The sequence below is a fragment of the Ruegeria sp. AF3 genome (assembly GCF_056536285.1).
Genome location: NZ_JBQFJM010000001.1, coordinates 70,031 through 84,245, shown reverse-complemented (window position 1 = coordinate 84,245; position 14,215 = coordinate 70,031). Strand labels below are relative to the sequence as shown.

13 protein-coding genes and 1 tRNA gene are annotated in these 14,215 nt (G+C 54.7%); 8 read left to right on the top strand and 6 right to left on the bottom strand.

The genetic code is table 11. The features are described 5' to 3' along the window. The first annotated feature begins 12 nt into the window (after positions 1-12). From ACR3FC_RS00380 to ACR3FC_RS00345, 8 genes are all read left to right on the top strand, one after another. Positions 13-918 carry a DMT family transporter gene (locus ACR3FC_RS00380; protein WP_480472455.1) on the top strand — a complete coding sequence of 302 codons (906 nt, stop codon included), beginning with the start codon at positions 13-15 and terminating at the stop codon, positions 916-918. 124 nt (positions 919-1,042) lie between these two features. Then, positions 1,043-2,206 (top strand): OmpP1/FadL family transporter, encoded by a 1,164-nt coding sequence (locus ACR3FC_RS00375; RefSeq protein WP_480472453.1) that lies wholly within the window; start codon positions 1,043-1,045, stop codon positions 2,204-2,206. A gap of 100 nt (positions 2,207-2,306) precedes the next feature. After that, the gene (locus ACR3FC_RS00370) at positions 2,307-3,203 is read left to right on the top strand and encodes a DMT family transporter (protein WP_480472451.1); all 897 of its coding nucleotides are present in this window, start codon (positions 2,307-2,309) and stop codon (positions 3,201-3,203) included. 46 nt (positions 3,204-3,249) lie between these two features. Beyond that, complete coding sequence (locus ACR3FC_RS00365; RefSeq protein WP_480472449.1) at positions 3,250-4,122, top strand: ATPase; 873 nt, start codon at positions 3,250-3,252, stop codon at positions 4,120-4,122. A 36-nt stretch (positions 4,123-4,158) separates the two neighbouring features. Then, positions 4,159-5,076, top strand: a complete 918-nt coding sequence (metA, locus tag ACR3FC_RS00360) for a homoserine O-acetyltransferase MetA (protein ID WP_480472447.1) — start codon at positions 4,159-4,161, stop codon at positions 5,074-5,076. Then, the gene (locus ACR3FC_RS00355; protein WP_480472445.1) at positions 5,066-6,019 is read left to right on the top strand and encodes an alpha/beta fold hydrolase; all 954 of its coding nucleotides are present in this window, start codon (positions 5,066-5,068) and stop codon (positions 6,017-6,019) included. Before metA ends, ACR3FC_RS00355 begins: the two co-directional genes overlap by 11 nt. Before the next feature lie 49 nt (positions 6,020-6,068). Next, positions 6,069-6,938: a polyphosphate kinase 2 gene (ppk2, locus tag ACR3FC_RS00350; RefSeq protein ID WP_480472443.1), complete on the top strand. Its 870-nt coding sequence runs from the start codon at positions 6,069-6,071 to the stop codon at positions 6,936-6,938. Between the two features lie 113 nt (positions 6,939-7,051). After that, positions 7,052-7,666, top strand: coding sequence for a TetR/AcrR family transcriptional regulator (locus ACR3FC_RS00345; RefSeq protein WP_480476721.1), 615 nt, complete (start codon positions 7,052-7,054; stop codon positions 7,664-7,666). A gap of 6 nt (positions 7,667-7,672) precedes the next feature. Here ACR3FC_RS00345 and ACR3FC_RS00340 read toward each other — a convergent pair whose 3' ends face one another. The 6 genes from ACR3FC_RS00340 to ACR3FC_RS00315 all read right to left on the bottom strand — a co-directional run bounded on the left by ACR3FC_RS00340 (position 7,673) and on the right by ACR3FC_RS00315 (position 14,196). Then, positions 7,673-8,731, bottom strand: a complete 1,059-nt coding sequence (locus ACR3FC_RS00340) for an adenylate/guanylate cyclase domain-containing protein (protein WP_480472441.1) — start codon at positions 8,729-8,731, stop codon at positions 7,673-7,675. Continuing rightward, complete coding sequence (locus ACR3FC_RS00335; protein ID WP_480472439.1) at positions 8,728-9,108, bottom strand: group I truncated hemoglobin; 381 nt, start codon at positions 9,106-9,108, stop codon at positions 8,728-8,730. The genes ACR3FC_RS00340 and ACR3FC_RS00335 overlap by 4 nt, the downstream gene beginning before the upstream one ends. A gap of 220 nt (positions 9,109-9,328) precedes the next feature. Then, positions 9,329-9,418, bottom strand: a tRNA-Ser gene (locus ACR3FC_RS00330). 142 nt (positions 9,419-9,560) lie between these two features. Continuing rightward, positions 9,561-11,987, bottom strand: coding sequence for a DUF3772 domain-containing protein (locus ACR3FC_RS00325; RefSeq protein WP_480472437.1), 2,427 nt, complete (start codon positions 11,985-11,987; stop codon positions 9,561-9,563). After that, the gene (locus tag ACR3FC_RS00320; RefSeq protein ID WP_480472435.1) at positions 11,987-13,021 is read right to left on the bottom strand and encodes a cysteine synthase A; all 1,035 of its coding nucleotides are present in this window, start codon (positions 13,019-13,021) and stop codon (positions 11,987-11,989) included. The genes ACR3FC_RS00325 and ACR3FC_RS00320 overlap by 1 nt, the downstream gene beginning before the upstream one ends. Before the next feature lie 68 nt (positions 13,022-13,089). Beyond that, positions 13,090-14,196 (bottom strand): NUDIX domain-containing protein, encoded by a 1,107-nt coding sequence (locus ACR3FC_RS00315; protein ID WP_480476718.1) that lies wholly within the window; start codon positions 14,194-14,196, stop codon positions 13,090-13,092. Between the last annotated feature and the right edge of the window lie 19 nt (positions 14,197-14,215).

Here is a 14,215-nt window from a genome sequence, read left to right as displayed (position 1 = left end):
TGGACGCCCGAAATGAGCCATGCGCAGAAAGACGTAATCAAGGCCGGTCTATGGATGACCGGCGCGATCGCCTCATTCTCTTCCATGGCGGTTGCAGGGCGTGAACTGAGTTCTGCGCATGATACCTTTGAAATCATGATGTATCGCAGCATCGTTGGGTTCGTTGTTGTTGCAACTGTCCTGACTGTGACTCGCAACTGGCAGCAAGTTTCGACGGAACGGCTGGGATTGCACGCCTTACGAAACACCTTACATTTCACGGGGCAAAATCTCTGGTTCTACGCCGTGGCAGTGGCTCCCTTAGCGCAGGTATTCGCGCTGGAGTTCACGCAGCCGCTTTGGGTAATCCTGCTCTCGCCGCTGTTTCTGAACGAACGGTTGACGCCGCTCAGGTTGATAGCGGCGCTTATCGGGTTTTCGGGCGTTCTGATCGTCACACGCCCAGGTGCTGCCCCCCTGAGCCCCGGCTTAATAACAGCAGCGGCATCTGCGGTATTCTTCGCGTTTACAACGATTACCACCAAGAAGCTCACGCGATTTGCCAGTATTGGGTGTATCGTTTTCTGGCTGACTGCAATGCAAGCAGTCCTTGGGGCCACAGCCGCTGGCATCGACGGTCAGATTGCGCTTCCGACAATGCAAACCGCGCCCTACTTGATTCTGGTTGGGTTGGCGGGTTTGCTGGCGCATTTCTGTATTACCAATGCCCTGTCTATCGCCCCGGCAACCGTCGTCATTCCCTTTGATTTTGCACGCCTTCCGACAATCGCGGTGATCGGGATGCTCCTCTATCACGAGCCCATCGACCATTGGGTGTTGATCGGCGCCGCTATCATCTTTGCAGGCATTTTCCTGAACATCTGGTCCGAAAATCGTAACAGTTTAGCAACAGTTCAGAACTGTAGTGGCAACAAGTAACGCACCGTCACCAGTTGACCTTAAACTAACTGAAAAGAAAGTATCGCGCATTACACACGGGTAGGCGATGGACTCACTCAATTCTTCGCCAGGCAAATACTCGAAAAAAGTTCGGGAGGACAGAATGAAAACAACACTACTCGCAACGTGCGCTTTGTGCGTTGGAGCAACGGCTGGTTATGCAGGCGGTCTGGACCGCAGCGGTCAGGGTATCAACCTGATCTTTGAAGAAGGCTCTGCAGTTCAGTTTCGGTTGGGGTATACCGACCCAAGCGTAACAGGCACGATGCCAGACTTTTTTGGCACAAACGGTGGCCAACCCGTTGCTTCCGGCGAAGTTGCAAACGACTTCTTTACGCCACACTTGGGGTACAAAACGGCGCTTACGGAAAAGCTTGATTTCGCGCTGATCTACGATCAACCCTACGGCGCCGATATTCAGTACGCGAGCACGTATCCCCTGTCTATCAACCCAATTCCCGGCGGTCGGACCGACAGCCTGAGGGCGACAGCGGATACAGATGCCATCACTGCACTGCTGCGCTACAAATTCGATGGCGGATTCAGTGCGATCGGTGGTATTCGCGCGCAACGCGTCGAGGCTTCGATAACTGTTCCGATTACCGCAGGCTATCAGGTGGATACCAGCGCTGATACCGCATTCGGGTATGTCGTTGGTGTCGCGTGGGAAAAACCCGAAATCGCCGCACGTGTATCGCTGACTTACAACTCCAAGATCAGCCACGACCTTTCGCAGACAGAATCGCTCAATCCGCCTCCTTTCCCACCAATTCCACCGGGGACTGTGGCAACGTTCAACACCACAAGTGAGATTGAAACGCCCCAGTCAATCAACCTGGATTTCCAGACTGGCGTGGCGCCCAAGACATTGTTGTTTGGCTCGATCCGTTGGGTCGACTGGCCACAACTTGTGTATAATCCGCCAAACTATCCGCCGACCAGCAACCTGGTTGACTATGACGACGCCACGTTCACCTACTCGCTGGGTTTGGGTTATCAGTTCTCGGAAGAGTTTTCTGGTGCTGTGACACTGGGCTACGAAACTTCCCAAGGTACGCCGGTTTCGAACCTCGGTCCGACAGATGGGTTCTGGAGCATCGGTCTGGGTGGCACGTATTCGCTTGAGAAGGCAAAAATCTCGGGCGGTGTTCGTTATACCGACATCGGGGATGCCACCGCGAATGGTGCTGGTCCCGCGGCACGTGGTACGTTCACAGGCAACAGCGCCTGGAGCGTTGGTTTCCAGATCACATACGCTCTGAACTGATCTGAGTAATCTTATGTAACTGTAAAGCCCCGCAGTTTCTGCGGGGCTTTTTCGCATGAACCGGGTCGCCGTTGGTTAACTTCAATGAAACAGTGCCCGTATGGATGCACAAAAACACCTCTCTCTTCGCGCCTGGGCCGAGCTTTTGTTGCTTGGACTGATCTGGGGCGCCTCCTTTGTTTCCATCCGGGTCGCTCTGGACACGCTTCCCGTGATGACGTCGGTTTTGCATCGCACATTCTGGGCCATGCTTGTCTTGTGGCTGGTGACTTGGATCAAGGGGATCAAGGTGCCGCGCTCGCCCGGTATCTGGGGCGCTTTTTTGGTCATGGGGCTATTGAACAACGTCATCCCCTTTAGCCTGATGGCTTGGGGGCAGCTGTACATTGACACGGGTCTGACGGCGATCCTGAACGCGGCGACTGCGATCTTCGGCGTTCTGATTGCAGCACTGTTTTTTCGCGACGAACGATTGACAAAGACCCGGCTACTGGGTGTCTGCTTGGGCTTTCTTGGTGTCTCAATCGCGATCGGAGTGCAGAATTTCTTGAATTTCAGCCTGCAAAGCACCGCTCAGATTGCAGTGTTGACCGGAACAGTTTCCTACGCATGTGCCGCGGCTTGGGCGAGGCAAACGTTATCGCACCTTTCCCCAGTGATTGCCGCCGCCGGTATGCTGACGGCTTCGACAGTGCTGGTATTACCAATAACACTAGCAGTTGATGGAATACCCAGCTTGGCGTTACCCGCGATAACCTGGGCGGCCATCGGGTATTATGCGATAGTCGCAACGGCCGGCGCATATCTGCTTTACTATCGGGTTTTGGCAATGGCCGGCAGTGGCAATCTGATGCTGGTGACGCTTGTCATACCCCCGGTCGCTATTGTTCTGGGCGCATTGCTGCGCGAAGAGTCCCTGTCCCCAAACGCCTTTCTGGGCTTTGCCGTTCTGGCGATTGGCCTTTTGGTTCTGAATCGTTCGTCCCGGCCCAATTGACGCCGTGCGCTGCCCGATTTAGCTAGGGCAAAAAGGACAGCGCAAAATGATCTACACCTCAGCCAATGACTGGCGCACCGCAAGCCGCAAGAAAGTGCTGTTCTTTGGCATGTCAGGATTAGGCAAGACCTACGTATCCAACATCCTCAGAGATTCCGGGAACTGGTTCCACTACTCGATCGATTACCGGATCGGAACGCGCTATATGGGCGAGTACATCACCGACAATGCCAAGGCCGAGGCCATGAAAGTTCCGTTCTTGCGTGAACTGCTGTTGTCGGATTCGATCTATATCGGTTCGAATATTTCATTCGCCAATCTGACACCTGTTGCTGCTTATCTGGGCAAGCCGGGAAACCCCGATCTGGGCGGCTTGGACATGCCGGAATACCGCCGCAGGCAGGAACAGTTTCGCTTGGCCGAAATTCATGCGCTGCTGGACACCGAATACTTCATCGACCGCGCCGAGCGTCTGTACAAATATCCTCACTTTATCTGCGATACGGGCGGATCCATCTGCGAGTGGGTGGATCCCAAAGACCCAAGGGATCAGGTTTTGTCCGAACTCGCGCGGCACACCCTCATGATCTGGCTGAAGGGTGACGAGGGTCATACGGCCGATCTTGTGCGCCGTTTCGACAAGGCCCCAAAACCCATGTCCTATCAGGCCGATTTCCTGACCCGTTCCTGGACAGAGTATCTGGATCAACACGGCTGTGCAGAGACCGAGGTCAACCCCGATGATTTTGTCCGCTGGACCTATGCACAAGCCCTGGCCCATCGTCAGCCCCGGTACGAGGCGATGGCAAAGAACTGGGGCGTGACGATTGATGCCAATGACATCGGCAAGATCCGCGATGCGGCCGATTTCGATGAGTTGATCGAACGTACCCTTGAGGCCAGACGCAATAACGCCTAACTACCAGTTTTCCCTAATCTCTTCGAAGTCAGACACATGCCCATCAAAATCCCCTCAGATCTGCCCGCTTTCGACGTCCTGAACAAAGAGGGCGTTATGGTCATGTCCGAGGATCAGGCAATGCGTCAGGATATTCGCCCCCTGCGCATCGGGTTGCTGAATCTGATGCCGAAGAAGATTCAGACGGAAAACCAGTTTGCGCGCCTGATCGGCGCAACCCCGTTGCAGATCGAACTGTCTTTGATCCGTATGACGGAACACCAGACAAAAACCACCGCCGCCGAGCATATGTCCGAGTTCTATCAGCCTTTTCAGGAGGTCAAGGACCATAAATTTGATGGCCTGATCATTACTGGCGCGCCAATCGAGCATCTGGAATTTGGTGACGTCACCTATTGGGATGAAATCAGCGAAATCTTTGACTGGACTCAGACAAACGTACATTCAACCTTTGGAGTTTGTTGGGGCGGGATGGCGATGATCAACCATTTTCATGGTGTCCGAAAACACATGCTGGATGCCAAGGCCTTTGGCTGTTTCCGTCACCGCAACCTGAACCCTGCATCACCTTTTTTGCGTGGGTTCTCAGACGATTGCGTTATCCCAGTCAGCCGCTGGACGGAAATGAAACAAGATGAGATCGACGCCGCGCAGGGTTTGACGACCCTGCTGGGCAGCGACGATGTAGGCCCTTGTCTGGTCGAGGATCCCAGCCACCGCGCGCTGTATATCTTCAACCATTTTGAATATGACAGCGACACGCTGAAACAGGAGTATGATCGCGACGTCGCCAATGACACGCCCATCAACGTGCCGATCAACTACTATCCGGATGATGACCCATCCAAGACACCTCAAAACCGTTGGCGCAGCCACGCGCATCTTCTTTACGGAAACTGGATAAACGAAATCTATCAGACTACGCCTTTTGATATGAGCAAAATTGGCCGCTAAGAACTTGATATCCTTTGGCCTCATCATTCTGGGCCTTGCCGTTGTGACTGCGTGGCGCAGCGCCCGGAACGAAGCACAGGCAGAAGTGGCTTTCCCACCCGAAGGTCAGATTCTTGATGTCGACGGGATCGCCGTTCATGCGGTTGTCATGGGGAAAGGGCCAGATGTGGTCCTTCTTCACGGCTCAAGCGGCAACACCCGCGACATGACCTTTGCGCTGGCACCCATTCTGGCGGAAAACTACCGCGTCATCGTTTTTGACCGGCCCGGCCTGGGGTTTTCAGAAAGTTTCAACCCAGACGGTGAAACGATCACGGAGCAAGCGGATATCCTGCAAAAAGCTGCTGCCCAACTTGGGGCGGAAAAGCCTGTCGTTGCGGGCCAAAGCTATGGTGGTTCAGTGGCACTTGCATGGGCGGTCACAAGGCCCGAGGATCTCTCGGCGCTTGTTTTGATCGCACCTGCTGCCATTCCGTGGGAAACGCCGCTGGATGGGTTTAACCAATTGGCATCTACCACGGTCGGCAACGCGCTCGCCCTGCCCCTGATCTCTTCCTTCGTGCCCGATTGGTACGTGGCACGGGCATTGGACACTGTATTTGCGCCTCAATCGACCCCCGCTGGATACGCCGAACATTTCGGACCCGGCCTGACCATCCGGCGCAGTTCCATGCATGCAAATGCCAAGCAACGGGCCAATCTATTGGATGAGATAACCCAATTGCAGCCGAAATACGGTGAGATTTCAGTGCCAACCGAAATCGTTCACGGCACCGCCGACGACACTGTCGGCCTCGAGTGGCATTCCCGACGTCTGATCCAGCAAATCCCGCAGGCCGAACTGGTCGCGTTACCAGGGATCGGTCACATGCCGCAGGTTGTCGCAGCGCCCGAGGTTGCCTCCGCAATTGATCGTGCAGCGCGGCGTGCAGGTTTGCGTTAATCCAAGCTCTAATCCATAGTCGGATATGGGTTTTATCGTGAGGTGACATATGGCCCGGACCGAAAAAGGTTCTATAGAGAAGTATTTTCAGGAAAGCGCGCCCAAAGCTGTGCGGGATGAGATCGAGAATTCGAAGAAAGGCGAAATCCTGAACCCGACCTACCCGTATAGCGAGAAGATGAAGACCAAGGACTATGATGAGCAGATGGAACTGCTCCAGATCGAGCTGGTCAAAATGCAGTCTTGGGTCAAGGACACGGCGCAACGGATCGCCATCATCTTCGAAGGCCGCGATGCTGCCGGTAAGGGCGGAACGATCAAACGGTTTCGCGAAAACCTGAACCCGCGCGGAGCGCGCAATGTGGCGCTCAGCAAACCCTCGGAAACTGAACGCAGTCAATGGTACTTTCAGCGCTACATCCCGCACCTGCCTGCAGCCGGCGAGATCGTGTTCTTTGACCGCAGCTGGTACAATCGCGGCGTGGTCGAAAACGTCTTTGGTTTCTGCACCCGGGAAGAGCGCGAGCGGTTCTTTCGTCAGGTTCTGCCGCTTGAAACGGGTCTGGTCAATGATGGCATCAAACTCTTCAAGTTCTGGCTCAATGTCGGGCGCGCTGAGCAACTGAACCGTTTTCTGGCCCGTGAAACCGACCCGTTAAAGCAATGGAAACTCAGCCCGATTGACGTGGCAGGGTTGGACAAGTGGGACGAATACACACAGTCGATTTCGGAAACTCTCACCCGGTCACATTCAGACATATCTCCTTGGACAATAGTCCGGTCCGACGACAAGAAACGCGCCCGTCTTGCAGCAATTCAAACGGTCCTGCACACGCTGGACTATGATGAGAAGGACGCAAAAAGCATTGGTGGCATTGATCCCCTGATCTGCGGTGGTCCGGATGTCTGGGAAGCGTAGATTGCGTTTTCGCCCTGCCCGGCCAAGGCTTTCAAGGGCAAGTGTTGGACGACCGGGTGTATTTGGTCTATCCCCTTGTCTTCCAATACCTAATCGAAGAACCTGAGGCCGGGATGTCGAAACGCGGTTATCATCACGGAAACCTAAAGCAAGCTCTGATCGAGGCAGCCTTGTCCTTGATCGAAGAAAAGGGGCCGACAGGTTTTACGTTATCTGAAGCCGCCAAAACCGCTGGCGTAACACCAGCCGCAGTCTATCGCCATTTTGAAGGGCGCGAAGACCTTATCGCCGAAGCCGCACGGCAGGGATTCGAGATGTTCGCGGACCTGATGCAATACGCTTATGACACAGGCCAACCCTCTGCCCTGTCCGCCTTCGAGGCAACCGGGCGGGCCTATCTGGCTTTTGCCCGGAAGAACCCCGGCCACTACATCGCCATGTTTGAAAGCGGAATTTCGTTGAATCGCACCCCAGAATTATCCATGGCCGCCAATCGGGCCAAATCGGTTCTCGAGAAAGCAGCCGCTGACTTGTCGCAACATATTCCACCAGAAAAGCGCCCGCCCGCGTCGATGTTCAGCGCGCACATCTGGGCAATGAGCCATGGCGTGGTCGAATTATACGCGCGCAATACCGGGGCGACGTCTCCCTTCCCTCCGGAAGACCTGCTGGAAAGCGGCATTGGTATCTATCTGCGAGGGCTGGGTCTGATCCCGCAGGACGACTGACACCTTTCAAAAAGTTCGACTGCTTTGCGGTAAGCTCAGCCCGGACGTAACGTTGATAAGATTCATCTCGCCCATTCCCTTTATGTCGACACGTCCCAGGTCCGAGACCTGAAACTCGTCAATCAGGGCGTATTTCATCTCTTCCGGCGCAACTATTTTCATAGGATTGGCGAATATTTGCAGTCGGGACGCGATATTTACCGCCGGACCGAAAACGTCGTAGACGTATTTCTGAATGCCCACGACAGACCCGACTGCGGCCCCCATGCCCAAACCGATCCGGGCCTGCCATTTGTGCGGATGGCTTTCGTTACGGCGTTCGAGATAACGCAGGAAACGTACCGCGCAATGGGCCACTGCCGTCGCGTGATCGGGTGTCGGGTCAGGCATGCCTGAGACCGCAAGATATGCGTCACCAATTGTTTTGATCCTTTCACACCCGAATTGTTCAACGATCCTGTCAAACGCCGTGAAAATGTCGTTCAACTCACTCAGGGTCACTGTCGGGTCGGTCTTGGCCGCGAAATCGGTGAAACCCACAAAGTCCAGCATGACCACAGACACCTGCTTGTAGAGCTGCGGAGTGACAACACCGAATGTCTTGAATTCTTCATAAACCGCCCGTGGCATCAAGTTCAAAAGCAGGCGTTCAACCCGTTCTTTTTCGCGTTCCAGCTCTCGCGTGTTGCGTTCGACCATGGTGGAATAGCTGTCGATCATACTTTCCAGCTCGCGAATGCGCGTGATGTTCTGGCATTCGACAATCAGAACCTGCTCTGACAATCCGCTTGCCAACGAAACTGCGACCGCAAAGATCAAGGTCCGCCGCTTTGGTTTGATCTGCAACTCAACCGAATATCTCAGGCCCGATTGCTTGACGTCTTCCAGTTCTTTGGGATCAAGGGCAGGCAGAATGTCCGTAAGAGTACTGCCGTTCTCGGGGGTTCCAAACCACTCTGCGAAAGGTCCGTTATGAAACACGAACTGAAGATCCGAGGCGCGCACCACGGCAATGCCGACACCGATGGCGCGTAACAGCTGTTCGTTTATTGCATGAATGCTCATGCCGCGTTTCGGGCGACGATAATTGAACGCTTCCCTTCAATTGCAGCCAGCGCGGTTTTGATATCCTGATCGGACATACCATGCACGCTCAGCGCTTCGCCAAACAGCTCAGCCATCACATCAAATTCGTCGTGTGAAATACCCAGATGCCTGTGAACGGCTTCGATCCTGTCATCACTGAATGACGCCGGTCCGCCAATCAGGGACGATACGAATTTCGTCTGATGATCAATCAGCCGAGGCATGTCGATATCTTCAAAATAATGGCCGATATCATCCGAATCCAACGCCATTTCATAGAAGGTCATCACGACACGGCTGATCGTTTTGAAGCCACCGTATTTGTCATAAAGCGTTTGTGTCACACGAAAACCCAAGCGATACAGAACAAAAACACTATAACTCTATATCAAATTGATATTTTTGTTAATGTTTATGGTGTTTTTTATTTTCCGGCTTACCGGGTATTCTTTTAAGGGAAAGCAATAGCGACCAGGGTACACGATCCTGGGCTTTCGGAAATCTGGCGTGGTTCACGAAACTGCGTTGCACAGCCAAGACGCCGGGGCAGACATAGTTCTCTGTCAAAAGTGGTAATGGCGGAGAGACAGGGATTCGAACCCTGGAGACGGTTCCCCGCCTACACACTTTCCAGGCGTGCGCCTTCGACCACTCGGCCACCTCTCCGTGCCGGCGATGTTTGGACCAATGTCATGGAATTTGCAAGGCCCCAATTCGGTGAAATCACGGGAAAGATCAATTAAATCCGGTCGCCTTTCCGGTGTGCCAAACCACCGGAAAGGCTACTCTTCAGCTTTCGGACAGGTCGTCAAAATTCATCGCCAGCGTCGGGGTCCAGATCAGATTCGGTCAGTTCAACTGGCTCTCTTGTCGTCAACTCATCTGCCTTCTGTTTGGACGCAGAACCAGCAGCTTTCACCTTGTTTGAGGTCTGCAAAGCTTCGGGATTACGCAACCAGATATCACGCTGTGCAAACGGCACCTCGATGCCTGCTTCAAGGAAGCGTCGGTTGATTTCGTGGTTCATGTCGGATTTGACGGACAGAACCCAGTTCACATCCCGCAGGATCGCCCTGATTTCAAAATCCAATGCATCCGCTCCAAACCCCTGAAACACCACACTGGGCGCCGGGTTGGCCAAAACCATCGGGTGGTTGTTCGCAACCTCACTCAGGATGGTCTCGACCAGACGCGTATCAGTGCCATATGCGACGCCGACCGGAACAATCACCCTGCCGATTGTATTGCCACGCGTATAGTTGGTGACAACACCGCTGATCAGGTCCGAGTTGGGAATGATCACATCCGATCTGTCGAACGTCTCGATACGGGTCGAGCGGACGGAAATGTCACGTACGTAGCCCATCATCCCGTTCACATCAATCCAGTCACCCTTGGAGATTGGCCGTTCGACCAGAAGGATGATGCCGGACACAAAGTTGGACACAATCGTTTGCAGGCCAAAGCCAATACCGACAGACAGTGCACCAGCAACAATTGCCAGCGACGACAGGTCGAACCCCGCGACCATAATCGCTGCCAACGCAGCCAGAAAGATCCCGATATACCCCGAGCCAGCGACAATCGCATTCTGCCCGCCCGGATCGATGCTGGTTTTGGGCAACAGCGAGTTGCGCAACCCGCTTTGCAACAACCGTGTCAGCGTATATCCGATTGCGAATACAGCGATAAATGTCAGGAAATTGCTGGGCGAGATCATGACACCGCCGATGTCAAAGCCAAGCAGCAGACGTGACCACACCTCAAGCAGGTCCGTTTCACGCGCACCCCAGTATATCGCCAGAACAGGCAGCGCGACGATGGCCAGTGCAAAGCCCACCAAGACTGAAAAAAGAGAGTCGCGCGCAGCGTCGCCCTGCCCTGTGATCCATCCGTATATCTGACTGACGAACCGTTGAAAAATTGCCAATGCGGCAATCAGAACCAGCGTTTTTACCGCCGGAAACACGATCGCTTCGGCCGCATTGGTATACCCGGCGATTGCCAGAACGGGTGTTGCAATCCCCAGCAGGAACATGGCCTTGCGCAGGAATTCCAATAACTGGCTGAATCCGGCGGCCCGGGTAGACGCCGTCTGGTCCAGCAGGCGGTCGTTCGTTCGGGTCTGCCGCACGCGGAGCAAAAGCAATGCCGTTCCGACGATCACGGGAAAGCTAATAACCGCACGGGTCGCATCCGAGACGTTTTCGATCTGCTGAAACAGAAGCGCCAGTTCGTGCAGGATCAACATCAAAGCCAACAGATCAATGTATATCCGCAATTCGGTAATCCGAGCAGCAGACAGGCGCTTGAATCCTTGTGAAGCGCCAATCACGTAAATCTGTCGGCCAATCCAGTCGTAGAAGAAGGCAATTGCCGCCCAGTAGGGGATTTTTTCCAGCAACAAACTGCCCCGCAGACCCGGAATACCCGAAAGACTGATCGCGGCGATGGCGGCAACGACACCGATCCATGGCAACAGAATCCGCAACAGAGAAATGATGAAGGACCAAACACCAGTGCCCGCTCCGCCCAGCAACCTCAGATAGTCGCCGCCCCGCTCGGACCAACGTTTGCCGAAGATCAGTAAAACCGCGGCCAGGATCACCAGAAACAGGATTCCCAAGCCACGATCACGGATACGTTCTTTCACTACGTCCGAACGCAGGTTGGTAATTGTTTCATTTGTCAGGCTCTGAAGCGCCTCTTTTACGTCTTGCCATGCAGGTCCCCAATATACGGGGTTGATCGGTGACGGCCCGCGCTCAAAGAATTGTTTTGTCTGCCGCGTCCGGATGATCCGATCGATTTCACTGATCAATCCATTTGCGCGGGTATAAGCTTCTTCGGAAATGATGCGCGGCACCCGCAAACTGTTGAGCTGCTCATTAAGATGAGTTCGCAATTTAGCGATGTCTTCAGGTTCGGCCGCGTCCCCTTCGGGTTTCGGACCAAGCGCCTTGATCTGGCTTTCCAGCGTTGCGATACGGTCTGTGTTGGCGCTGCGTGCCTTGTTAAAGTCCTCTCGGTAACCGTTTATTTCAGAACGTAAATTCTCAAACGCAGCGTTTGACGCACGGTTCGCTTCAATCACGGACTCGGCACGGTCAGCCGTTTTTATCCAGCCCCGGTAATACTCACTTTGCCTGTCGGTCAGCTGCGCGACAGCACCGCCTGCGAGCCCGACAAGACACAGGAATACCAGTGTCAGAAACAGGCGAACCTGCCCAGGCATCACACGTCCTCGAAAACGCCGGGAATGCTGCGCGGTGCTTCAGTCATCCAATCCGGCACCGGCAATTCTTTCTCGCGCAGGAAATCCGGGTTGAACAGCTTGGACTGATACCGCGTGCCATAGTCGCAAAGGACAGTCACAATCGTGTGGCCCGGCCCCATTTCCTTGGCCAGACGCACGGCGCCCGCCATGTTGATCGCGGTTGACCCGCCCATAACCAGCCCCTCTTCACGGAGCAGGTCAAAGATATAGGGCAACGCCTCGGTGTCAGTGATCTGATAGGAATGATCCGGCGTGAACCCTTCCAGGTTCTTTGTTATCCGCACCTGTCCGATACCTTCGGCAATCGATCCGCCCTCCATCGCGATTTCACCGGTGGTGTAGTAAGAGTAGAGACCCGCACCCATAGGATCGGCCAGACCGATTTTCACACCCTTGGGCTGCAACGCTTCGGCAACCCCGGCCAACGTACCGCCCGACCCGACAGCACAGATAAACCCGTCGACCTTACCTGCTGTTTGTTCCCAGATTTCGGGCCCTGTGGTTTCAACATGGGCCTGACGGTTCGCCACGTTGTCAAACTGGTTGGCCCAGATCGCCCCATTAGGTTCCGTCTGCGCCAATTCCTCGGCCAGACGGCGGGAATAATGCACGAAATTATTGGGGTTGCGATAAGGTGCGGCCGGAACTTGAACCAGTTGTGCACCTGCCAGCCGCAGCATGTCTTTCTTTTCTTCCGACTGGGTCTCCGGGATCACAATCACGGTCTTGAACCCCATTGACGCACCCACCAGCGCCAGGCCAATACCAGTATTGCCTGCGGTGCCTTCCACAATGGTGCCGCCGGGCTTCAAATCGCCCCGCGCAATGGCATCACGGATAATATAGAGTGCAGCACGGTCCTTGACGGATTGACCGGGGTTCATGAATTCGGCTTTGCCGAGAATTTCGCAACCAGTTTTTTCACTGATGCGGCGCAGCCGGATCAACGGTGTTTTTCCTACTGCGTCAGCAAGATCTCGTGCAATGCGCATGACGGCCCCTTGTCGTTTTGTACCATCGAAGATTTACAGCCGCACCGCCGCGACCACAAGCGGGATAGTCACCCGCGCAATCTGTCCCGATGGCGGGCCAGCCAATAAGCCAGAGACACCAATTGTAGATCCTTGAAAACATGACGATCCGTCAAGTCTATGAATTCATCGAACGGCAAGATTTGACTACGGATGTCTTCACCTTCTGTGTCCAGGCCGCCAGTGATTGTGGTGTGTGTCAACTCACCCAGGCCAACATAAAGATACATGAACCCGGTGGAAGATCCGCTCGAGGTATAGGCCCCGCCGGCATATTCCAGCCTATCAAAACGAATACCCGCCTCCTCCATCGCCTCGCGATGCGCGGCCTGTTCGGGTGTCTCGCCCGGATCAATCATCCCGGCCACCGCTTCCCAAAGCCAGGGTTCCGGATCGTTGTTCAGGAAAACCGGCGGTCTGAACTGTTCCACGATCAAAACGGTATCACGGACCGGATCATAGGGCAGAACGCCGACCGCACTGCCCTGCAACAAGCTTCCACGGCGCAGCACCGGACCCATGCTGCCGTCATGCCGCCGGTGTTGCAGATCGATTTCCTCCATCCCGAAATAATCGAGATACACCCGGTCATGGCGATGCACGATCACGTCTTTTGCAATGTCCCGCGGATCACCGGTTCGCCGCTGCCCGGCCATAATCTTCGACCAGGCACGCGTTTGCGTGGCGCGAATACTGCGGGCCATGACCCGGGGGGCGACCTTCCCGAAATAGGCCATCTCTTCCTCAGCTGCGAGCGTTGTGAGTTCGCCCAATCTGTCCGCCCAGTTCTGAAGCGACCACAAATCACCCGGTCTCCATGCATCGGGTGCCGGAAAAAAGACCTGCGCTTCGGCCTCGGTCCCGTCTTCTAATTCGACTTTCAAAGGCTTCAGATCATAGTCGAAAGACCCTTCGTAATAATCCAGCCTGGCCAGATCCTCAGGCGACAAGTCCTGCACGAGCAACCCTTCGGCACTGGCGCCTTCCGTTTCCAGGATCATCGGGAAATCCTGCCCCTGAACAGAATGGACAGCATGTCCTCGAAGTCGGGCGGGCCGTGCTTTGCTTTCGCTCAGAGGATGACCAAGAACGCGTTCCAACAACGGCAAGTGCCGCAGCGTTCCATAAAAAAACAAATCAGACAAATTCGATCTC

What these genes read in the sequence shown, in the direction of transcription:
- ppk2 (WP_480472443.1), top strand. Translation starts at nt 6,069, where the DNA reads ATGGCCCGGACCGAAAAAGGTTCTATAGAGAAGTATTTTCAGGAAAGC.
- metA (WP_480472447.1), top strand. Translation starts at nt 4,159, where the DNA reads ATGCCCATCAAAATCCCCTCAGATCTGCCCGCTTTCGACGTCCTGAAC.
- ACR3FC_RS00380 (WP_480472455.1), top strand. Translation starts at nt 13, where the DNA reads ATGAGCCATGCGCAGAAAGACGTAATCAAGGCCGGTCTATGGATGACC.
- ACR3FC_RS00345 (WP_480476721.1), top strand. Translation starts at nt 7,052, where the DNA reads ATGTCGAAACGCGGTTATCATCACGGAAACCTAAAGCAAGCTCTGATC.
- ACR3FC_RS00325 (WP_480472437.1), bottom strand. Translation starts at nt 11,987, where the DNA reads ATGCCTGGGCAGGTTCGCCTGTTTCTGACACTGGTATTCCTGTGTCTT.
- ACR3FC_RS00365 (WP_480472449.1), top strand. Translation starts at nt 3,250, where the DNA reads ATGATCTACACCTCAGCCAATGACTGGCGCACCGCAAGCCGCAAGAAA.
- ACR3FC_RS00320 (WP_480472435.1), bottom strand. Translation starts at nt 13,021, where the DNA reads ATGCGCATTGCACGAGATCTTGCTGACGCAGTAGGAAAAACACCGTTG.
- ACR3FC_RS00375 (WP_480472453.1), top strand. Translation starts at nt 1,043, where the DNA reads ATGAAAACAACACTACTCGCAACGTGCGCTTTGTGCGTTGGAGCAACG.
- ACR3FC_RS00370 (WP_480472451.1), top strand. Translation starts at nt 2,307, where the DNA reads ATGGATGCACAAAAACACCTCTCTCTTCGCGCCTGGGCCGAGCTTTTG.
- ACR3FC_RS00340 (WP_480472441.1), bottom strand. Translation starts at nt 8,731, where the DNA reads ATGAGCATTCATGCAATAAACGAACAGCTGTTACGCGCCATCGGTGTC.